The following is a 20,673-nucleotide window of genomic DNA, read 5'->3' as shown; positions in this document are numbered from 1 at the left end:
GCAATGGTAAATATAAAAGTTTTAAGTCGGCTTCTATCCAAGATAGACCGTGATATTCTAAAAAAACCTGTATCTAAACACAATAGCGACAAACATCACAAAGGTCTTAACATCTGGACACATTTAATGAGCATTCTTTTCTGTTATCACTACTTCAACATCAGACAATTTATATGATAACATGGCTTGAGAAATATAGTAGGATAGACAGGAAATGGATAAGAATAAATTTGTTTTAACAAAGCGACATTTTTAGTTTTAGCATTACATTTAAAATGGATATATTTCCGTTCATTTTATTTCTATTTTTTGATGAACCTTAGCTTAGAATATTTTTATTCCCAACTGTTTTACTTAGCAGGAATTTTAATTGCTTTTTTTGCCTGCTTTTTGATAATGGGAAAATCCCAAAAAAAATTGGCAGATTATCTTCTGTCGATATGGCTTCTTCTAATTGGAATCCATCTGATCAGTTTTTTATTTATATTCTCGAACGCCTTCATCAAATTTCCTTATCTTCTTGGATTAGAAATACCCCTGCCTCTGTTACACGGTCCAATGCTTTATCTTTATATCAGCTGTATTACGGGTAATCTACCCAGAAGTAAAATATGGTTGTTACATCTGGTTCCCGCAGCAATTACTTACTTTATATTGCTACCCTTTTTTTTGATGCCGTCACAAGATAAGATCCATATTTACCAACTTAATGGAGGCTCGTACAAGTTATTACGTACTGTCATAAGCTGTACGATAGTTATATCGGGTATTTTATATGTCATTTTAAGTACCTTGGCGATAAAAAAATATCAAAAACAGATATCAAATGTCTTTTTAAACACTAAAAAGATCAATCTGAACTGGGGTTACTATCTTATTATTGGAATGTTAGCGATTTGGATAGCCGTTATCATAAAAGTTGAAATTATTATTTTTGCTCTCGTAGTATTATTTGTAGTATCGGCGGCTTATTTTGGAATCAGTAAGGTAGGTATTTTAAATCCAACTCTACTTGAAAAGGACCGCGAGGGATATTTAAGTGCCGACGATGATGTTGAGTATCAAAAATACCAGAAAAATTTTGCCGGTGATGAAACGATCCAGCGCGTTTATAAAAATTTAGATTCTTGGATGAATGATCAGAAGCTATATAAGAATCCCGAAATCAATCTGGTCAGTATAGCAAAACTATTGGATGTTCATCCAAATGTATTGTCGCAAACCATTAATTCTATCGAAAATAAAAACTTCTATGATTATATCAACTGGTACCGCATCGAAGAATTTAAAAGGATCATTTTACTGCCAGAAAATCAAAAATTTACAATCCTCACAGTGGCATTCGAATGCGGATTTAATTCCAAGACTTCTTTTAATAGAAATTTTAAGAAATATACGGGTTGTTCACCTAGAGAGTTTTTAAAAGATCATAAGCTTATTTCTTAATACTAAGTACAGCAATTTAAACAGACTTATTTATTTCAATGATCGAAAAATAGGTATCATCTTTCATTTTGGGACACTTTGATCATCTGTGATTCTAATATTTACAGAAAATTCAGAATGAAAAAACTAATGTTTATACTAATTTGTGTGCTCGCGCTTATAATCGGTGCGTATCCATTGACCTATGTTTTTGTAGATCATAAAAATACTTTCTTACATCTCAAAACCCCAGAGCTTCTTTCTGATTCAGTTTGGAGATCTGCATTTTTTCTACATATTATTTTCGCAGGTCTTTCGTTATTGGTTGGATGTACCCAATTTGGCAGTAAGTTTCGAGATAAGCACTTAAAACTACACAGAGTTATCGGAAAAATTTATATTACATCTGCATTAATAGGCGCTATTTCAGGAGTCTACTTGGGATTTTATGCAAATGAAGGTGCTGCAGCGGCATTAGGATTTATCTTTCTTGGATTGATCTGGTTTATGTTTACACTTACTGCATTTTTAGTGATCCGAAAAGGAAATATATTAGTCCATCAGAAGTTTATGATATACAGCTACGCCTGCACCTTTGCTGCGGTTACGTTAAGGGTATGGTATCCACTTCTAGTAAAAATGACTGATGATAGTTCCTTTTCATACGTCACTGTTGCATGGCTCTGTTGGATTCCCAATATTTTAGTCGCCTTTTTTATTAATAAAAAAAAATGATGTGTTAGATCTTACCGCTACAGTACTTTAGATTTATAAAACAATTTAAATCTGTCATCTTCTGTTCTTTTATTCTCTGCTGTATTGAATTTTACTTTTACCAAAAAAATTGCAGATGTAGCCCATTAGCCTTTCACGTGAACTCTTCTTTATGCTCCTTTGTCAATAGATCAGGATAATAGTTAGATTGGAAATCAATTGCGTCAATCGTTCTGGAGGATAATGGAATACATATATAAGGTTGGATCGGCGAAACTTTGATTATATTAGTTTCTATAATACAGTTACACCGTTTTACCTGAGATATTAGATTGCAGGGAATTTGTAAATGCCGACAAGATAGCAGCGGGTATTTCTCCTTTCAACCCGCAAAGCGTACCTATACCCCAGCTGGACGAATTATGTTGGAGAGTATAGCGGAATTGATGAAAATAAAGATTTAGAAAAACTGTTTAACATTTATATTCCAATATTTGATCGCTGGTTAGTTTTTGATAACATGGATTTAATACCCGAAATAATTGCTCAGGTGATAAATTGGAGAAATCGTTTAGGAGTGCAAAAGGCTTACGAAAATTGGCATAAGAAAGTGCTGCAAAGGGTGACAGTTTGGTGTATATTACAATTATTAATTTACTGCAACTCTCACACTAAGTCTTGACTACTTTAGTTTATTCAGAGCAAAAGACCCTTTGCCACCATTTCCGCCCCGCTTTTGGCAAGTTGCTGTTATGCGCAGTAATTTTTCCCTCTCCCATTATTTCTGTAACGTTATTAATTAAACCGTCCACCATTGGAAAAAAGCTGCTGTACTTTTTATGTTCAACTTTTATAATATGATATGATTGCTTAGCTATCTCGTCTGATGAGCTGTTTGTGCTAATAATTATCCTGCAAAGTTGTTCAACACAATCTCGTACAATATTTCTGTTATCTGTTCCATTTATTATGCTCTCAAGGATTTCAAGAGCTTTAGCATTTTCGCCGATCTCAACATATAGCTCTGCCAATTGTTTATTGTAGCCTTCGATTAGAAAATCTTTATCATTTTTTTTGAGTGTCAATTTGAATGCTTCAATTTCTAAAACCTTGTCGTCTGCATATTTCGCGTATGTTCTATATAAACTTAATTCGTTATAAGTCCATGCTCTTTCTTGATCGATCCATTCAGGTAGTTTCTTCAAAAATAGTTCTCGTTCATTTGCCGAATAGAGAAAATACAGCTCATCTTGAATTGGAAATTTGTAACATTTGAAATAGGACCTTTTATGTTCTTTCCAATCGTCAATGTCTTCTTGCGAATAAATACAGCTTTCTTCCGTTTCTCCAATATACTTTAACAGTTCAGTTTTCTTTGGGTTGTCAGCTGTTTTTAAATATTGGTAGGTTTCTTTAATTCCTGCCGAAACCAAATATTCGCCATCAAATCCAATTCCGCTGTCAAAATCGATATTTTTAGCTTCAAAAAATAACCAGACGGTTTCAGGTGAATTGAAAAGTGCCAATATGAAGGCGCAGAAATATAAATTATCAACTTTACCGTCTTTCCCATATTTTCGCCATTCCTTTTCCTCTGCAAAAAGATATTTCACGATTTCATAGTCCGTTTGTTTAAGATCATTGTAAATCGCAATATTGAGTCTTAATCGGTCAAAGTGTTTTGAATCTATGACGTCTCTATCAAAGCGATAATTGTCCAAGAGCTTTGGGTTCTGTCGAACTAACTCGAGTTCAGTTTTATAATTTTCTACTACTGTCAAGGTGTGTTGGTATTATTGTACATAGCTCTCAAATATACGCATTCAACAAATTATAAAATAGATGCTTCGCTAATCTTTCGGGCATTGAAACTTTCTGCTTAATATTCAATGGGCCAGAATTGCCGGACTTGAATGGTCATCAGTTTTCCAAACTGAACAATTAACGGTACCCAAATCTCCAATTAGGAGAAGATCATTCCCCCCGAGCGGCAGATATGATACATTCTCTGTACTAAAGGTCCGGGCGGCTTTCTCGAATTTTCAGCTCTCCATCAAATTACATATATTAGACTTGAAATAAAGGCTATTCATATTTAACCAAGATTTCATGGGCAACATATTTGACGAAGAAAAGACGAAGAAGCGCTGTCTGCGCGGAGAATGAATATTTTTACAGAAACTGACAACTCTAAACTCTTCTCGAATTCATGGCTTTACTCCATTGCTTTCTATGACACCTAGTACAGGATTGAGAATCGCTATCAAAACTAAACACAACTTGGCCACAATACATACATGCAAATGGTCCTTCAGAGTTGGATACATTAACCATTTTATAGGAGGAAGGGAACAATGGTAGCCCATATCTGACGTCATCATCAGCATAGAATAATACGCTTAATGTCCCATCAATCTCTAGAACCCCTTCCTTAACCTGACCCAAATGTTCAACATTTAAATTTCGGAGTTCTGAAAAGAACTCCATTCTCGAAAAATTGTCATCATTTTCATGTTTTATGTGAAATACTCCGTCCTTCACAATGGGTAAAACTTTACCCTCTAATAGATGAGTGATCACCTCAGACTTGTACGTGAGCCAGGTTATCAACTTGTAGACTGAAATTACACAGATAAAAACAACAACCGAATAGGAAATGGGCAAATCTTCCTGAAACATCGGATCTCCCGCGGCCGAGCCAAGACTGATAATAATCGCAACTTCAAAAACAGTTAGCTGTCTAACACCTCTCCTACCTGAAAGTCTCAGTATGATCAAAATCAGAAGAAACATTATTATCGTTCTCGCTGCAATTTCCACAAGGAATGAGCCTTCCACTCCGTCCGAGAATATTTTGTCTATATCAATCATAGCCTCTCAAATAACTAAATCTTAACAAGATTATCACATTTATTCCTTAAATATTCCTCGGATTGCAATAGTTCATCACTCGAGAAAAACAACATAAACAAGGGTCTTGTATATGAGCGCAATGCTTACAAGATGTAAAAAATATCGCCTTTAAACCTTCAGTTCCCATTTTTGAAGTAGATGAACACTTTAGATAGCTGAATACTCGTGCCGATAGACAACCTGACTCTTATGATTTATTCCTTGGCTAACCATTGACGACTTCTCCGCCATTAGGGTGTAAAACTTGACCGCTCATAAAATGTGAATCTTCGCTCGCTAGAAATAGAAAGCTTGGTGCAATTTCATTTGGCATTGCTGCCCTTCTCATTGGCGAGTCGCTTCCAAATTCTGAGTTTTTTTTGGAGTCAAATGAGGATGCTATCAATGGAGTCCATACCGGACCTGGCGCAACAGCATTGACCCTAATTCCTTTATCAATAAGATTTGCTGACAAGCTTCGTGTAAAAGAAATTATCGCACCTTTTGTTGCAGAATAATCTATCAACTTTGGACTGCCTCGATACGCAGTCACAGAGGATGTGTTAATTATGCTTGCCCCCTTTTTAAGATAAGGTATGGCATACTTTGTGACCCAGAAATAGGAAAAGAAATTATTCTGAAAAGTCTTTTGCAACTGTTCAGTAGTAATTTTTTCAATTGATTCTGTTTCCCAATGAAGCCCCGCGTTATTAACGATAATATCAACTTTCTTATGCATTTTTATCGTAAATTCAATTAATTTTTTACAGTGATTTTCTTTTCCCAAATCACCTTTAATTAGCGTACATTTTCTAGAGAAGGATTCAATCTCTTTCTTGGTTTCTTTTGCATCTTTTGTCTCATTAAGGTAGGCAATAACAATATCAGCTCCCTCCTTTGCAAATAACAAAGCTACAGCTTTGCCTATGCCGCTATCTCCCCCCGTAATTAACGCTACCTTATTTTTCAATTTTCCTTCTGCAGGATAGGCTAACGGAGAAGTGTCAGGAACTGGAGTCATATTTATTTCCAATCCGGGTCGCTTTTGCTTTTGTAACGGTCTAATCTTTTTACTTGCTGCTTTTTTCATACCATTTTTTTAAATAATTACAGACAATATCTGATTTACAAAATTTGTAAGGGTCAGTACAAATGTCAAGGCCTTACAGTGTCGGTAACCTTAGGTAACCTTCATTGATAAATTGAAAATAATCGGCGTTTTTGCGAAAGAGTTTTTACCGATTCATCCAACAAATGAACAACCCCAAGGTCTAAAAGGTTTGGCAGGTATTTACATTGAAAAAAAGAGCACTTTCAAAACGTGAATAGGAAAGTCATCCTGGTATGGTAACCTGTTATACTTGGGTGAACATAACGGCTTGAATACGCTGCTCGATAAAAATTGGGACAATATGTTCTCCGAAAAATTCGAACACTATTTAAATTATCGCTTTCAAAAAAAATCTTCTTTTTTTTACGGGATATGGAGATGGTTTTTATGCTACTTAGATCGAAGAGCACAGCGAGGGTAAATTTGCCAGCTGCTGACTGATTTCGGTGTTCTAAAATGGCTGAATAATGCGAAGTAGCCAAAGATTGAGGATTTTATGAAAATATTTATTCCCAAACTCCTTTGTATTTTTTAGGTACACTTATAATGTAGTTGTGTCAATCCGGAATCAAAGGCTTTTGATGTAATAAATTTTAGGGCTTGCTCAGGTCTTCCGTCTTTAAAAAGTCTTGTCCCATTCCCTAGCAGAACCGGAATAACTGAGATGATAAAATCGTCAATTAAGTCGCACTTTAATAATGCATTGATTACTTCCGCGCCACTAAATAGGTTTTCCGAGAATCCATCGAAAAACACCCATTATCTATTAAACATTTATTTCCTAAATTCAACAAAAAGTCCAAAATATTGATAGTTTTTGATTTATTAAACTAATATGGAAGTTACACAAAATTTCAGGCAACTTAAAACCGAGTACATTAGTAATCTTCATTTTCATAAACAAATCTTCGTATGTAGTCTTCTACATCTGTAAGATCGAAGGGTTTAGCTAAAAAGCCGTCAGCTCCGCATTCTTCTGAAATTCTTCGTCCGTCAATATGGCCTGAAATCATGATCACAGGCAGTTTATCATGTTTAGATGACATTCGCAGATCACGCAATACAAGATCTCCATTGCGTGGGGACATATGAATGTCCAAAAATAGTATATCAGCATCTATACACTCCAACACCTCTGACAATACTAGACTGTCCGCTACGGTTATAACAATCGTATCTTGATCCTCCATCACTATAGAAAATGCGTTCAGTATTTCTTTATCATCATCACATATCACAATTTTCTTTTTCATTTTATGTTTTTTAATACTTTGGGTCAAATGTTAATTGCTAAAAACATCATTTGTAAAAAGTGGATCTTACGGACTGTAATATCCATTTCTTTTTTCTTCCTCTCAGAGATACGCCAAAATTGCGCCTTGTCTATACTTTTTAAAATTTTTATTTTGCCTGTAAAAATAAGGTGGTATAAAATTTTGCCACTCAAGTACATTTGGCTTTTCTTCTTGCAAACAGATTTAGTATCATTGTATTTATCGCATGCGATATCGTATATTGGAATTTAGAAGAAAAAAGCGAGCAAAAGCCTGGTCTTATTAATCCAGCTTTTATACCCGCTCCAAATTGATCTACCTCTGCGCAAAGAATAAACAGTAGACTATTATTTAATCGCCTACTTTCTTTTTTTACGGAATACATTATCCGTTACATCTTTAGAGACCGTATCTTTTTCTTTTTGATAGGAAGATTGCGCTTTCTCTTTTGTGCTTTTTTCCTTTTTAGCATCTTTACTCATGATATTTTGATTTTTATAGTGTACAAGATCCTCGTACTTTTCAATTTTATATTTGATAGAGAGGAATAATATTGAGCTAAAACATATTTTATCAATGGAATACGCTAGCCGTTAGTTGTTGAATTAGAAATTTCTGGAAGATATATCTTGGAGAATTTAAAGATAAAACATGTGTATTTATCATAGTGGATCTACAGAATGGGGTTATATGAAATAGTAGATCCCTTTTAATAAATATACCAATAATATTTGACAATAGCGCATTAACTTTTCAAAATAAATTATTTTGCACTTTCCTATGTATAATGCTCCATTTTAAGTCTAGCCATTAAATAGCTTATAGTGGATTCTGCACCTTGATTGATATTGACCGCATATTCCTCCAGACCATCAAAACAACCACCTGTCACTGGGTTATAAACGATTTGGCGAATATGATTGCGCCCCAAAAACCATTCGAATACGATTCGGATAGTATTCTTATACTGCTCATCTTTTGTGAACTTATAAAATCTATCTAGCGCGATAATCGTGTAAGCAACATCAATGGGCTGCTCGCCGCCCTGGGATTCTGTTATTGGCTGCCCACGTTTTGCCCATCCCTTGTTAGAAATCACATGAACCTCATTGTCGACAATGATCTTGCTCAACAAAAAATTAAAGGATTGACAGGCGATTTCTCTATATCGGCTATTCGCAGTTGTTTCATAGGCGATCAGCATCGCTTCCGGGATAACACTGTTGCCGTAGGTCAGGTAAGACTCGTACCATTGCCAATCTGCAGTACTTTCATGATCAAACATGGCAGCCAAACGATCAGCCAAAATTTCTATGATAGTCGTATAATTATGGCTCTTCATAAAACTCAGCCCCTTAATGGTAAAGGCCATCGACCTTGTCGAATAATAGACCGTTGCATGCTTAGAGGCCCGCTCCAAAAGTTCTATTGCAAGTTTTACTATTCTTTCAGGCAAAAGATTGGCCATGCCAACCACCTCGCCGAGGGCCCAGACTGCCCGCCCGTTGGCATCTTCGAGATTCTCTTGTTCGTTTTGTATGGTAAAATCACCGTACCGGTCTACATAATTCAAAAACGTGCCATCTGCTTGCATGCAATACCCAATAAAATTCAGATATTTCTGAATCAGGGCAATATCTTCATAAAATTCATACAATTTATAGTGATGTAAGATGCATATAAGCGCTCTTGCATTGTCGTCTAGCGCATAACCACTTGCTAGATCTGGAGATGAGATATCTGCAAATTGAACAAATCCAAGCTCTTCAGACATTCTGAACATATGATCCAGGTTGATTGGTGGAATGGAGTATATCATCTCCCGCTCTTGATCTATAAGTAGCTCAAAAAGGCAAACATGAGCAATTGCAACGTTTTGCCAGGACGTCTCAACCATCTTTTGAAGATTCACATGATGGATCTTACTTAGTTTAACTTCATCATCCAAGATCTGATTAACAGCGGCTGCAAGCTGATCAGAGGCTTCAAAATCGATTATAGTACCCATATCTTCTTTTAAAACCTCCTTTACATGGGGAATTGGTGTTGACACAATGGGACATCCAGAACTCAGCGCATAAGAAAATGTGCCGCTAACTGCTTGCAAAGGGTCTTTTGATGTAAAAAGATACACATCGGTAATCGACAGATAGGCCAGCAAGTCTTCCGTCGAAAGAAATTCGTTGACGAATCGGACATGATCAGAAATACCGTATTGATTAACTATCGCTTCAAGTTGATTTCTATATTTCTCTCCTTCACTCCGGAGCAGATTGGGGTGCGTCATTCCTAAAATAAGGAACTTTACATTCGGGTTTTGTTCAATGATAGCAGGGAGTGCATATAGTGTGGTTTCTATACTCTTGCTAGGGCCAAGTAAACCAAATGTACTGAGGATTTTATTTCCAACCAGACTGTAATGCTCAAGAATGGCGTGTTTGTCAATTGCTGGGGCTAAATGTGTACCATGTGCTATCACCGTTATTTTGTTGGGGGGGATTTTATAAGTATCCGCAAGAATATCAGCAGATCCCTGAGTCATAACGATGATCTGGGAACAATTATATGCAATCTGAGATACATGATCAAGTAGTGTTCGATCTGGTGCCGGCAATACCGTATGGAAAGTTACAACGATGGCAAGTTGTGCTGCATTAAGATCCGAAAGAAAAGAAATAAACTTAGTTTCTTGACCAACGAAAAGGCCAAACTCATGTTCGATACAAAGCAATTTGATATCCCTATCAAGCAAAATATTTTTAAGAATATTGTCGAAGGAAAGTGGATCGGCTATATCCAGTTTACCCAACGGGCCATCATGTTGAGAGGTATAATCTTCTACTATGGGTATAGGGATTAGCCGGAACGACTCTTCGAATTTACTTGCGATAGCCTTCATCAAATCTGTTGTATAGGTTGCAATACCGCAGGCGCGCGGAGGATAAGTGGATAGGAACGCTATACCTCTTTTTGTTGCTGAAATCATTTTTGGTTTTTTAAGTGAAGTCCTGGCTTACGATATTCTTGTATCTTTGACAAGGCGCTACACGTAGGGAGGTTTATAAATATACGAAAATTAATTGAAAGAAGTTCTAATTAAGACAGTAAACAAGAATCGTTACAGTAAATGGATTATCATTTCTTAAAAATGATATTAGGTCAATGCTTTTTACATACGCTATACATAACAATACTTAATGAGTATTATTAAATATTTATAAATGCCCTTTTTAGATCATGTATTACAAACTCCTACTTACGAATGGAGAAACAGCGACTGAACCCTCGTAAAACCTTATAAGAAAAACAGATTCTTAATGCATTCTTCAAATGCATCAATGTCTTTAAAGACAGGCGAAACTTGCTAACATTTTTTAGTTGGTTAATAGAATGTTGGAAATAAAAATAGTACAATAGTATGATTTTGATATCAGTCTAATTGCCCACCCCCACCGCTAAAGAAATGGTACGGTCCGGGTCTGAACGCATTTTGCGGCATATAAATAGAGTGCCGCGCTCCAAGTTTGCCAGTCCTGCCCATAAGGTATTCCGTCCTGACTTTTAAGCCATTCATTGAAACCATATTCTAATTGACGATCTACCGCCGCCGTGACAAGTGTGGTGAGGGTCAAAAGCTTTGCCTCAGCGAGATCGAACCGTTGTGCTTTCACTAGGCCTGCAATGTAAAACCCACATATAAAAGGCCATATCCCACCGTTATGATAATCGCCAGGCTCATTAAATTCCCTGTAGCGGTTGTGCCATTCACTATCTTTTGGATAAATAAATGGGAAAAAATTGGGAGGAAGGTCCACCGCTAAAAGTCCTTCTTTCCTCATGAGTTCACAGGAGGATTCGACCCAGTCTATGATCGTATCTGCTTCTTTCACAGATGCTATTCCACCAATTATCGCAAGGCTGTTACCCAAGAGATCAAATCTGTCGCTATGGTATAATTTAAATGTCCAAAGGGGATAATAAGGATTCCGTCCTGCAAACAGAATATTCAATCCTCTGGCGAGCTTATCCGCCCGCTTCTGATAGCCTAATACCTGCAGCGCATTGTGGTATAATGCGTTAACATAGAGTCCATATCCCAGTACCCACTGCTCATCACGCCAATCACTAGTAGGCTGCTGGGCGACCACTCCATTATCTGCCGGGCTCTGATACTGCATCCAACGTAGCGATTTATGAACAGCCTTTTCAAGAAAACTAGTATTTCCGGTCATTTTACGATATATACCCACCGCCATAAGAAACAACGGTGTTGTATCGCTCGCGCCCAAATTATTAGGATCATACACGATGGATGGGATATGTCCATGAACGGTCTGAGTCAATGCTAGTACTTCCAGCACGCTCTTGATGCTATCATAAAGCTGGGTGTTGTGAGTACTGGCAATACCAAGTATAGAGAATAAAAGATCGCGGCTGTAAGGTTCGGGGTAGCCCCAGCCGGCAGTACGCGGGAGATGATAAAATGGTCCGTTGCTATTATTTAACAGCACGCTTTCTGCAGCTATCTTTGCGGCATCTATCGCCTGACATTGGTTTTCTGTAAGCATCCCTTCTTCAAATTAGTTGAACCTAAAATATTTTTCCATTATTCCGACAAAGCGACGCGCTACCTCTCTGTAGTCAAATCGTTCTTCGACCCTTTTTCGTCCTGCTTGCCCCATTGCCGTACGGATCGTAGCATCCCGCATTAAGGCCAGCAAGCAATCTGCTATATCATTGACATCTGCTCTATAGTCCACCGTGCGAGGAACATCAAACTGGATCACATGATTATCTTCATAACCGGATTCAGTACCCAAAGTGACTTTGTTGACGACAATCTCCTTGGCCACACCCGCCAATAGTGCAGTCTCACCATGCACCAGTGTATCGAGCATACCCATGGCCCGGATACCTATAACCGGCTTTCCGCATGCGCCAGCTTCTACCTGTGGCATCCCAAAGCCTTCCAGTCTGGAAGGTGCGGCGTAGATATCGCAAGCGCCGATCAGATAAGGCATAAAATCCCTTGATATCGTATTAGTGGCATATATTACTTTTTTGCTGATGCCTAGCTTTTCGGCCAGATCGTGATCATATTGATTTTGAAAAGAAGTGCGCGGTTGAGGCCATACTTTGCATACATATTTCCAAGGGGGCACATCTTTGTCGATTAAAGCCAATGCCTGCATCACTTCATTTGATCCTTTTGAAGCCGCATCCCCACCAACGGTCAAAATCATAATTTCATCTGGAGACACTCCAAGTTGTTGCCGCACAGCAAGAATCTTGGGATCGTTACTAGCATGCGGAACGAATGAATTTGTATGACAACCTACTGGAAGCACCTCGATCTTATCGCCAGCGATGCCATCTCTTACATACATTTGTTTTACCCAATTGGAGGTCACCAAGATAAGTGGCAATTGGTTGAGTACATCTCTATAATTGGCGATGTATCCGTCGGCGACAAGCCAGGGTACTGCCTTCTGCCCAAAGAGCTGTGGATGTAATACAATGGCAGGGACATGTCCCCAATATCCGATACCCACAACAACATCGGGCCTGAACCAGTCATAATACCATTCCTTCTCCTGATCCGACTGCCAGTGGACTGCATGAACATCAACACCAATGGCAAGCAAGCCCTTATAAAGTAGATCCCCTTGCGTGGACAAGCCCCCCGGCGAGGGTGGATAATCATATAATAATAAGACTTTCATGCCAATACCCCTCCCCTAGAAAGCCAGGCCATGGCCTTGCCCGTATCAGTAAAGGACCAAAACGCTTCTGTACTTGGTGTAGTAATCACCTCCCAACCATCTTTTGGATAACCGTATACTCTATTCATGATTTCATACTTGATATCATAAATAGCGAGGTCCAGCTGATTTTTTATCGGGGCAGTTTTATTAGGTCGTGGATAAAATTGACGATTCCCATCATGATAGGCAAATGTCCACAATTCCTTGCTTTTTATTTTGCGCTTTTTCCAGAGTTTTATGACGGCCTCGCTGACTTCTACATGCCGTCGATGGTAAGTATATTCGCCCGAAGGGTTGTGGGTGATTACCAGATCATATACTAGAGGTGGCAACAGTGCGAGAATGGTATGTTGAATTTCGGATGCGCTCAATGGTATCTGTCGCACGCCGTCGTCCAGACAACCCATTGCCCCTTCGGCGCGAAGCACTCGAAGTGCAGCGTTGAATTTTGGGGCCCGATCAGGATCATCGCCTCGACATACGCTAATAACATACACCTGCCAATCGATGTGACCAAGAATGGTACCTCCTGCCCAGAGGGTCTCATCGTCAGGGTGCGCGACGATTACAGCAATTTTTTTCTTTGCCGAAGCTATATCGGCAATGACGGACGGGACAACATTTTTCATATCCTTTATTTTCTAATCAACATACTTAAAGCTGATAAGTACTTCATCTTACCTATAACCCTTTGCGAGGTATTAATGATAAATATCCAACTTCCTCCAAATCTTGCAACGCTATCAGCGAATTTTTGACCGGCGATGATAAACGCGCGTCCATAATCCCATTTGTTGGAGAAGACTTGCCTTGTCTTCAATTGAGATTTAATTTGTTTTCTTGTTAGCTCGATCATTTTGATAGATTGTTAACCCGCAATACATAGCTAGTACAAGACCACTGCTTGCAAACAAGCAAGCGGATTGACACAAATTATATTAATCCTCAAGCATTTTCTTTGCCTCCCGATATTCGTCAATGCTGATCTGACCGGAAGCCAATCGCTTTTTTAAAAGGTCCAATGGAGAATCTTTCATTCTCCTCTCCCCTGGTATATCGTATGGGATGAAAAAGATCCAAAAGATGAAACATAACCATACTACCCACCAAATAAGGTGCATCCCAAAAAACATATAATTATCGTGTGACATAACCATACTCTTTTAAACGTAAAATTTATTTTTTCTCATCTTTAAAAAGCTGATCGACAGATTTCCCCAGTTTGTCAATATCATTTTTCACATCTTTTTTAAACTGTTCATTTTCTTGTAATGTCATATCTTTAGCATGCTGCATATCGTTGTCGAATGCAACATTCTTTTGGCGAATTTTCTCCTTCAATCTTGCGATTTCAATTTTTAATTTGTTATAATCGTCATCGAGCTTAGCCCTATCTTTTGAATTTGCCTTGGCCAACTTAGCCTGTAGATTCAAGAGATCATTGTCCATTTTCGCAATAGCACTGTCAGATTCAAGTTTGAATCGGTGCCAGTCTGCTATTCTTTTTGTTTTAACCGTATCTGGTTCAGGCCCGATATCTTTGCTTTCTTGTTTTGCCGTATTGGCTCGCCTGTCGGCGGACTGATTGCACCCCAATAAGGTCATTATGCCAATCAGAAATAGTGTTAAAGTTTTCATTTTCTTAAATAAAATAATTATTAGAAAGGATTTAATAAAGTACACAGCTCGAATAAAAAACGACATGATACCATTAGCGTTATAGCCTTTATCGGTCATAAAAGAATATCGTAGACAAAGAAATAGGATGAGTGCCGTAATTTTAGTAAAAAAATTCAAAAACACTCATGGATACCATGAAAGATCAAATTAGCAGTTGTTGAAAATTATACTTAAAAGCATCTCGGTTACGGAGGCTCCTAAGGATAGTTGTATGTCGTATTATTGATATATGGTAGCTCTTGTCTATTGGATTATTTTATAAACAATCGCTTATTAACTAAAGGCATATTCATAATCAATGGAAAGCTCGTTATTCACTTCCCATATACCGGGTGTGTTCCACGCAATCCGTTCTGCCTCTTCTTTTTGATACCAGGAATTGACTTTACCTCTTAAGGTGACCGTGCTGCCTGATACCGTCACAAGGAGATTACTAGCGTCAATAGCACTTCTTTTCAATGCGTCTTCAATATCTTTTTTCTCAATAGTATTGCTCGTATCGGCTTTAACCTTTATATTGTTCGTTACTCCTTTGATACCCATAAGATAAATTACAGCATTTCTGGCCGCTTCTCGTTGATAATTCCATTGTAGGGCACCATCCAATGTAACCCATCCATTTTCAATTTTTATTCCGATTTTGTCTTTTGGAACTAGCCAAGCAGCCCGCAAAGCTGCCAAAACCTCATTTGCGATTTCAGAATCAGTTTTTGCCCAGTTACTTGGAAATTGAACTTCAATATTTTCAATCAGTGCCCGCACGCCATGAACTCTCTTTGCAGCATTTTCAGCCTGTAGCTTTTTTGCATAACTGTCCACATAACCAGCGAGAGAAACAACACCTTCATGAACCATAACAGTGATTTCTGCCAAATGCAACTGGGGCTCCCATTGGATTGCCCGCTCGACATCTTTTTGCAATTCTGCATCTGTTTTCATCTGCTTAAATTTTAAGACGCAATTAAATTATTACTTCCTAATAAAGTTCTGATTAATAAAATAGTATAGGTTATACAATTCGAATGGATTGTTGTATAATTGGTAGGTAGACTGAGTGACATTAAAGATCTTCGAGATTTGTTCGCGTTCTTAATGGAAACTTTTTGAAAAATGTAGGTGTCAGCCCTGTGACCTGCTTAAACTGCTTGGAGAGATGGGATACACTTGAGTAATGCAGCTGATATGATATTTCCGTAAGGTTCAATTCGCCATAAAGGATCAATTCCTTAATTTTTTCTACTTTATGCAATATGATAAAATGTTCGATCGTGATCCCCTTTGTTTTGGAAAATATCTCGGCGAGATAATGATAGTTTTTTTTTAGTCTCTCACTTAATAAAGTAGAAAAATTAACTTGCGGGAATTCTTTGGAGTAATGGATCATTTCGACAATAATACTGATTATCTTTTCGATCAATTCGGCTCTCTTGTCGTACAGCAATTCCAATCCCGATTGATGCAACGCTTCCTGGAGCTTTAGTTTGATATTTTTAGAAATAGGCTGTGCTAATCTAACTTCGCCTAATTCGATTGATATATAGGCTATCCCCAATTTATCGAGTTCAGATTTTACCATCATTTTGCAACGGCGGCTCACCATATTTTGGATGATTAATTTCATGTCGGTTGGTCCAATAGCACAAATAATAAATGGGCTAAGTTATCTATCACAAAAACAAAGTAGCTATATACTAAACATGTTTGCCTAACAATTTGTTTTTAAATAATTATCAGACAACGATTTACTAAATTTCGGTATCCTTAACCCTTATTTTAGGTTATTCCATAAAATCAAAAAATAGAGATCTTAAAATGAATAATATTTTTATATTTTCATTAAGTTCTCTGACCACTGCAGAGATGGCAAGCTTTGAACGATCAATAGAGAGGCATCGATGAGTTAAAGTCATTATCTTGCATCATGTGATTCGAATCGCCCGGTCCCATGCTCGATGTTGATGCGAAATACAATTAGTGAATCATGAAACTGTGGATATATTGCATGAGCAGGATTTCGTCCAGTCTCATTTGTATTAGGCATAATGCGCAAGATCAAGCCCTGCATAACCTGTTGTCGCTCCATACCCTTCAGCTCTTCAAAATTACCCCACAAAATCACACTTTTCCACTTGAACATGCTATCAATTTCGTCAACCTGAAAACAAACTTGAGAGTTTGCGCGCAGCATTTCAATCTTTTTACCTTCGCCTGACTGAACATATATCGAATTATTCTGGTAAACATAGTTAACTGGGACAATGTAGGTTTCACCATTGACATGGCACCCTATACGACCAATAAACTGGTTCCCTAATAAGGTGATAATTTCTCTTTTACTCAATTCTCCTAACATGTTAGTAGTTATTAAATTATCATAAAATACGATCACACTCTTCCAATAAGATTATCAATTTCAAACGATGAGACAGATACGCCGCTATCACAATTCCCCATGCATCATGACTACCTGTATATTTTGGACGGCAAGGGACATTGCATACAACAAAGTGAATTTTAAGTGATTATAAGCAACTCCGGCAAACTATGTGAGTGCAAATTGCTCATCTTTCACTAAAATTTTAACGGGTATTTCTAGTTCTGTTTGGATCTTTACACGCAATGCTTCCAATGCACATGGTTCGCCATGTACCAGCATGATCTGTTGAGGAGGAATTTTAGAAAGAGCATATAGATAAGTTCTTGCGCCCTGCCCACGGCAAAACTTGGAATAATAATGTTTCCGTGATTTTTAACCATAAGGTTGATCCAATGTTGCAGACTATCATACAAATCTGTGTTGTCGTGCAATCTGTCTCCATAAGTAGACTCCATCACCAAAGAATCCGCTTCGGTAAAAAAGTCATGGATAGGCAGAATCTCACTACGGTTTCGTCCAATATCTCCTGAGAAGACAGTCGTTTTGTCAAAGCATGTAATTGCCACCGAACAGGCGCCAAGAATATGCCCGCAGGGCTTAAACTGACATTGAATGTGATCGCTTAGTTTGATATCGGTATTTTCCTTTACAATATAAAAATGCTCGAAAGCCCTTTCGGTATCATCCTGTGTATACAGGGGCTTTGCAGGATGATGTTTGGTATAATGATGTTGATTAGCCTTTTTCGCATCCTCTTCCTGTAATTTCGCACTATCAAGCAAGATTAACTTTGTCAGTTCCGCGGTAGGCTCCGTCATATAAATCCGGCCTTTAAACCCATTTTTCAAGAGTAGAGGGAGATAACCGCAATGATCAAGATGGGCATGGGTAAGAATGACCAGATCAATTTCTGCTATCGGGATATTTAAGGATTCCCAATTCTGTTCGCGTAAGGATTTAATTCCTTGAAATAAGCCACAATCGACTAATATGGTGAGTTCGGTAGTTTTTAATAAATGCTTTGATCCGGTCACTGTTCCGGTCCCTCCGAGAGATTTTATAAAAATAGTTTCCATCTTGATCTTTTTAATGAAACCCATGTGCATCCGGCAGTCTATTTTTTAAAGAAAACTCTTAAATGCACACCTGCACGTTATGAATATCACCTCGTCTTATTCATCGGATTTTGATGTCTTTTATCTCCTGTTCCTCCGCATTAGTTTTATTAATGGTAATGTTTAGCAATCCGTCTTTATAAGTGGCTTTTATGCGATCCAGGGTAACATTATCTGGTAAGCGGAAGCTACGGGAGAATGAATTGGCGAAGAATTCTTTCCTCACATAATTTTCGTTTTCTTCTTTCTTCTCAACATTGTGCTCCGCACTAATGATCAGTGACCGATCCTCGACTGCCACCCTAAAATCTCTTTTTTTAAATCCGGGGGCTGAAACTCTTAGTTTATAAACACCACTCTTTTCAATGATATTTATCGTTGGTTCCATTTTTTCCAGTGCATCGGCAAGTTCGTTTTTACCCCAAAAATCTTCTATCTGCGATACAAGTGAAGACTGAACTGGTTGATCGGGGGTTTCTGTGGTTTTCATAATGAATTTGTTTTTATGGTTTGATACTTTAAAGTTAGATCTATAAAAATTTTCAGATCATGATCACTGTTATCTTTTACGATGATCATGATCACTTTTGACTAAGTAGTAATCTCTTTATTTTAAACACATCCAGCATGAGCAGCAACGCCATGCTGTCCTGATTCCGTTATCTATTTTGATTAAACTTGTCTTCCAGTGCGCTGTCGAACTGATAAATATCGGCGTACAAAGCAGGCTTCCCGTTTTTTATAAGACAGGTCAGATAAGTTATTATAATCGGCACCGGCTGTTTCAGCACGAAATCCTTCTTTTCGTAAGATAGTACTGCATTTTCCAGCTCTGAAATTTTGTATTCTGAGCCATCAAATGATAATAGCATAGCGGCGAGGCGATCTGCATTTTCCACACGTACACAGCCATGACTGAGCGCCCTTTTCCCGCGATCAAAAAACTGTTTCTGAGGGGTATCATGAAGGTATACCCCATAGGGATTCTGAAATCTAAATACGACAGCACCCAATGCGTTGTCATGACCCGAGGATTGCCTTACACTATAGCTATAAGGACTGTTGTTGATCTGTCTCAATTTTGATGCATTCACGGTGACTTTATTGCCCGATCGGTCATAGATCGAGTAATTATGATCAGCTAGGTAGCTCTTATCTTTCAAAATTTCCGGTAGCATTTCTTTACGGAAAATACTTTGGGGAACCCACCAGTCGGGTGCCGTTGAAAAATAACTGATTTCACTTTCCAAAACGGGCGTTTTTGTTGTTGGCTTTCCTACTACAACCTTAAAGTCCGACATCTCGTCCCCCTGATGAAGCTCCAGTGTGTACGAAGGAATATTTACCATAATATAGTTGGCACTTTGCGTGTTGATCCATCTCAGGCGTTCCATATTAATGATGATCTTGCCTCTTTCACTTTGAGAAGTGATACTATTATTTACCGTATAGGAACTGTCCAGATAGACCTGAAGATCACTATAAGCTTTGATCTTTGGTTGAGCCTTAAGTATTGCTCCCTGGAAATCCGTGTGCATTCGTGCTGCCGACAATATCTCATCCGCACAAAATCCATTGATCCTACTGGTATCAATGCGCGACTTATGATATAATGGATTATACTTTCCGAAGTGAAGATCGTTAATAAAGGTAATAAGGCCATCTGTCAGCAGCATATCAAACTGGGTTCTTTCCGTCTGATTCTTTACAGAGGGAAAATCCCGCCATTGTTTTAATTTTTCAAAAGAAAGGATTTCTGGATGGTAATCAGAAGGCGAAAGCCCAAAATGGTTGGCGCGCGCCAACAATAAAAGCGCTATTTCCGATTGATCCTGTTTTTGCCGACTATCTGTCCAATGATAGCCTGAATAATTGTCGGTATAGAACCTGAAAACTGATTTTGGATAATTCAGCCTGGATAGATATGTATTGTCCTTGAGCGCTACTGTAATTGCAGTATCTATCTTCACATTCTGTGCGTGGATCGCTGTGCAAAGAATAAAGAAAAAACCAACTAGAAAATACTTGAGCGCTTTCATGATATCTAATTTGTTTAAAATTTCGATATCCATCCATACCTCTACCTGCATTTATCTTCGGATGGATAAACCTTCGAAGTGACCAACTTAATACAAACAAAGTTCTTATTTATAAATCACTATAGATTGTATAATATTATCTAATTTTTATATAATTGGTAGTAATTGAACGGTACTAAGCAGAATAGATTGCGACGTAACAACTTGTTTTCAAGTCCGGTAGATAACGTGGCACACTCTCAAAAAAAATGATTAGCTTTATTTAAATTTACTTACTAGCT

The 20,673-nt window shown here is 37.9% G+C and carries 22 protein-coding genes; 3 read left to right on the top strand and 19 right to left on the bottom strand.

Translation table 11 applies throughout. From position 1 onward, the window contains the following. Nucleotides 1-3 precede the first annotated feature (3 nt). The 3 genes from J2X77_RS23770 to J2X77_RS15010 all read left to right on the top strand — a co-directional run bounded on the left by J2X77_RS23770 (nucleotide 4) and on the right by J2X77_RS15010 (nucleotide 2,160). Nucleotides 4-177: a DUF4372 domain-containing protein gene (locus tag J2X77_RS23770; protein ID WP_209574083.1), complete on the top strand. Its 174-nt coding sequence runs from the start codon at nucleotides 4-6 to the stop codon at nucleotides 175-177. Nucleotides 178-672: 495 nt separating this feature from the next. Then, entirely contained in the window at nucleotides 673-1,446 is a 774-nt protein-coding gene (locus tag J2X77_RS15015) for a helix-turn-helix domain-containing protein (RefSeq protein WP_209574086.1), read from the top strand. Between the two features lie 117 nt (nucleotides 1,447-1,563). Next, nucleotides 1,564-2,160, top strand: coding sequence for a DUF2306 domain-containing protein (locus J2X77_RS15010; RefSeq protein WP_310081355.1), 597 nt, complete (start codon nucleotides 1,564-1,566; stop codon nucleotides 2,158-2,160). Between the two features lie 671 nt (nucleotides 2,161-2,831). Here J2X77_RS15010 and J2X77_RS15005 read toward each other — a convergent pair. From J2X77_RS15005 to J2X77_RS14920, 19 genes are all read right to left on the bottom strand, one after another. Then, the gene (locus tag J2X77_RS15005) at nucleotides 2,832-3,752 is read right to left on the bottom strand and encodes a hypothetical protein (RefSeq protein ID WP_310081353.1); all 921 of its coding nucleotides are present in this window, start codon (nucleotides 3,750-3,752) and stop codon (nucleotides 2,832-2,834) included. A 577-nt stretch (nucleotides 3,753-4,329) separates the two neighbouring features. Next, nucleotides 4,330-5,010, bottom strand: a complete 681-nt coding sequence (locus J2X77_RS15000; protein ID WP_310081351.1) for a YetF domain-containing protein — start codon at nucleotides 5,008-5,010, stop codon at nucleotides 4,330-4,332. Between the two features lie 247 nt (nucleotides 5,011-5,257). Then, nucleotides 5,258-6,121 (bottom strand): SDR family oxidoreductase, encoded by an 864-nt coding sequence (locus J2X77_RS14995; RefSeq protein ID WP_310081349.1) that lies wholly within the window; start codon nucleotides 6,119-6,121, stop codon nucleotides 5,258-5,260. 552 nt (nucleotides 6,122-6,673) lie between these two features. Beyond that, a complete protein-coding gene (locus tag J2X77_RS14990; RefSeq protein ID WP_209574100.1) occupies nucleotides 6,674-6,898 on the bottom strand; it encodes a dihydrofolate reductase family protein in 225 nt (74 codons plus the stop codon). 122 nt (nucleotides 6,899-7,020) lie between these two features. Further along, nucleotides 7,021-7,395, bottom strand: coding sequence for a response regulator (locus tag J2X77_RS14985; RefSeq protein ID WP_209574103.1), 375 nt, complete (start codon nucleotides 7,393-7,395; stop codon nucleotides 7,021-7,023). A 380-nt stretch (nucleotides 7,396-7,775) separates the two neighbouring features. Next, nucleotides 7,776-7,898: a hypothetical protein gene (locus tag J2X77_RS14980; RefSeq protein ID WP_310081346.1), complete on the bottom strand. Its 123-nt coding sequence runs from the start codon at nucleotides 7,896-7,898 to the stop codon at nucleotides 7,776-7,778. 296 nt (nucleotides 7,899-8,194) lie between these two features. Then, nucleotides 8,195-10,402 carry a glycosyltransferase gene (locus J2X77_RS14975; protein WP_209574106.1) on the bottom strand — a complete coding sequence of 736 codons (2,208 nt, stop codon included), beginning with the start codon at nucleotides 10,400-10,402 and terminating at the stop codon, nucleotides 8,195-8,197. A gap of 469 nt (nucleotides 10,403-10,871) precedes the next feature. Continuing rightward, nucleotides 10,872-11,984: an amylo-alpha-1,6-glucosidase gene (locus J2X77_RS14970; protein WP_209574109.1), complete on the bottom strand. Its 1,113-nt coding sequence runs from the start codon at nucleotides 11,982-11,984 to the stop codon at nucleotides 10,872-10,874. Between the two features lie 12 nt (nucleotides 11,985-11,996). Next, nucleotides 11,997-13,139, bottom strand: coding sequence for a glycosyltransferase family 4 protein (locus J2X77_RS14965; RefSeq protein ID WP_209574112.1), 1,143 nt, complete (start codon nucleotides 13,137-13,139; stop codon nucleotides 11,997-11,999). Continuing rightward, a complete protein-coding gene (locus J2X77_RS14960; RefSeq protein ID WP_209574115.1) occupies nucleotides 13,136-13,810 on the bottom strand; it encodes a PIG-L deacetylase family protein in 675 nt (224 codons plus the stop codon). The genes J2X77_RS14965 and J2X77_RS14960 overlap by 4 nt, the downstream gene beginning before the upstream one ends. Before the next feature lie 309 nt (nucleotides 13,811-14,119). Beyond that, complete coding sequence (locus tag J2X77_RS14955; protein WP_209574118.1) at nucleotides 14,120-14,332, bottom strand: SHOCT domain-containing protein; 213 nt, start codon at nucleotides 14,330-14,332, stop codon at nucleotides 14,120-14,122. A gap of 25 nt (nucleotides 14,333-14,357) precedes the next feature. Next, nucleotides 14,358-14,819 (bottom strand): hypothetical protein, encoded by a 462-nt coding sequence (locus J2X77_RS14950; protein WP_209574121.1) that lies wholly within the window; start codon nucleotides 14,817-14,819, stop codon nucleotides 14,358-14,360. A gap of 315 nt (nucleotides 14,820-15,134) precedes the next feature. After that, the gene (locus J2X77_RS14945; protein ID WP_209574124.1) at nucleotides 15,135-15,800 is read right to left on the bottom strand and encodes a BON domain-containing protein; all 666 of its coding nucleotides are present in this window, start codon (nucleotides 15,798-15,800) and stop codon (nucleotides 15,135-15,137) included. Between the two features lie 121 nt (nucleotides 15,801-15,921). Then, nucleotides 15,922-16,482: an AraC family transcriptional regulator gene (locus tag J2X77_RS14940; RefSeq protein WP_209574128.1), complete on the bottom strand. Its 561-nt coding sequence runs from the start codon at nucleotides 16,480-16,482 to the stop codon at nucleotides 15,922-15,924. Nucleotides 16,483-16,770: 288 nt separating this feature from the next. Then, nucleotides 16,771-17,214, bottom strand: coding sequence for a pyridoxamine 5'-phosphate oxidase family protein (locus tag J2X77_RS14935; RefSeq protein ID WP_209574132.1), 444 nt, complete (start codon nucleotides 17,212-17,214; stop codon nucleotides 16,771-16,773). A 189-nt stretch (nucleotides 17,215-17,403) separates the two neighbouring features. Continuing rightward, nucleotides 17,404-17,517: a hypothetical protein gene (locus J2X77_RS23765; RefSeq protein ID WP_209574135.1), complete on the bottom strand. Its 114-nt coding sequence runs from the start codon at nucleotides 17,515-17,517 to the stop codon at nucleotides 17,404-17,406. Next, nucleotides 17,472-18,314, bottom strand: a complete 843-nt coding sequence (locus J2X77_RS14930; protein WP_209574139.1) for an MBL fold metallo-hydrolase — start codon at nucleotides 18,312-18,314, stop codon at nucleotides 17,472-17,474. Before J2X77_RS14930 ends, J2X77_RS23765 begins: the two co-directional genes overlap by 46 nt. Before the next feature lie 100 nt (nucleotides 18,315-18,414). Next, a complete protein-coding gene (locus J2X77_RS14925; RefSeq protein WP_209574142.1) occupies nucleotides 18,415-18,843 on the bottom strand; it encodes an Hsp20/alpha crystallin family protein in 429 nt (142 codons plus the stop codon). Nucleotides 18,844-19,012: 169 nt separating this feature from the next. Further along, nucleotides 19,013-20,443 (bottom strand): L,D-transpeptidase family protein, encoded by a 1,431-nt coding sequence (locus tag J2X77_RS14920; RefSeq protein WP_209574145.1) that lies wholly within the window; start codon nucleotides 20,441-20,443, stop codon nucleotides 19,013-19,015. Nucleotides 20,444-20,673 lie beyond the last annotated feature (230 nt).

Source organism: Sphingobacterium sp. 2149 (assembly GCF_031455655.1).
Lineage (GTDB): Bacteria > Bacteroidota > Bacteroidia > Sphingobacteriales > Sphingobacteriaceae > Sphingobacterium.
This window is presented reverse-complemented; position numbering and strand designations above follow the sequence as displayed.

Bases quoted from the DNA above. Each gene is read 5' to 3' on its own strand.
- J2X77_RS14945 (WP_209574124.1), bottom strand. From the start codon at position 15,800: ATGAAAACAGATGCAGAATTGCAAAAAGATGTCGAGCGGGCAATCCAA.
- J2X77_RS14985 (WP_209574103.1), bottom strand. From the start codon at position 7,395: ATGAAAAAGAAAATTGTGATATGTGATGATGATAAAGAAATACTGAAC.
- J2X77_RS14955 (WP_209574118.1), bottom strand. From the start codon at position 14,332: ATGTCACACGATAATTATATGTTTTTTGGGATGCACCTTATTTGGTGG.
- J2X77_RS23770 (WP_209574083.1), top strand. From the start codon at position 4: ATGGTAAATATAAAAGTTTTAAGTCGGCTTCTATCCAAGATAGACCGT.
- J2X77_RS14975 (WP_209574106.1), bottom strand. From the start codon at position 10,402: ATGATTTCAGCAACAAAAAGAGGTATAGCGTTCCTATCCACTTATCCT.
- J2X77_RS14940 (WP_209574128.1), bottom strand. From the start codon at position 16,482: ATGAAATTAATCATCCAAAATATGGTGAGCCGCCGTTGCAAAATGATG.
- J2X77_RS14925 (WP_209574142.1), bottom strand. From the start codon at position 18,843: ATGAAAACCACAGAAACCCCCGATCAACCAGTTCAGTCTTCACTTGTA.
- J2X77_RS14935 (WP_209574132.1), bottom strand. From the start codon at position 17,214: ATGTTAGGAGAATTGAGTAAAAGAGAAATTATCACCTTATTAGGGAAC.
- J2X77_RS15015 (WP_209574086.1), top strand. From the start codon at position 673: ATGCCGTCACAAGATAAGATCCATATTTACCAACTTAATGGAGGCTCG.
- J2X77_RS14920 (WP_209574145.1), bottom strand. From the start codon at position 20,443: ATGCAGGTAGAGGTATGGATGGATATCGAAATTTTAAACAAATTAGAT.
- J2X77_RS15000 (WP_310081351.1), bottom strand. From the start codon at position 5,010: ATGATTGATATAGACAAAATATTCTCGGACGGAGTGGAAGGCTCATTC.
- J2X77_RS14960 (WP_209574115.1), bottom strand. From the start codon at position 13,810: ATGAAAAATGTTGTCCCGTCCGTCATTGCCGATATAGCTTCGGCAAAG.
- J2X77_RS14950 (WP_209574121.1), bottom strand. From the start codon at position 14,819: ATGAAAACTTTAACACTATTTCTGATTGGCATAATGACCTTATTGGGG.
- J2X77_RS14980 (WP_310081346.1), bottom strand. From the start codon at position 7,898: ATGAGTAAAGATGCTAAAAAGGAAAAAAGCACAAAAGAGAAAGCGCAA.
- J2X77_RS14995 (WP_310081349.1), bottom strand. From the start codon at position 6,121: ATGAAAAAAGCAGCAAGTAAAAAGATTAGACCGTTACAAAAGCAAAAG.
- J2X77_RS14965 (WP_209574112.1), bottom strand. From the start codon at position 13,139: ATGAAAGTCTTATTATTATATGATTATCCACCCTCGCCGGGGGGCTTG.
- J2X77_RS14930 (WP_209574139.1), bottom strand. From the start codon at position 18,314: ATGGAAACTATTTTTATAAAATCTCTCGGAGGGACCGGAACAGTGACC.
- J2X77_RS23765 (WP_209574135.1), bottom strand. From the start codon at position 17,517: ATGCTGGTACATGGCGAACCATGTGCATTGGAAGCATTGCGTGTAAAG.
- J2X77_RS15010 (WP_310081355.1), top strand. From the start codon at position 1,564: ATGAAAAAACTAATGTTTATACTAATTTGTGTGCTCGCGCTTATAATC.
- J2X77_RS14970 (WP_209574109.1), bottom strand. From the start codon at position 11,984: ATGCTTACAGAAAACCAATGTCAGGCGATAGATGCCGCAAAGATAGCT.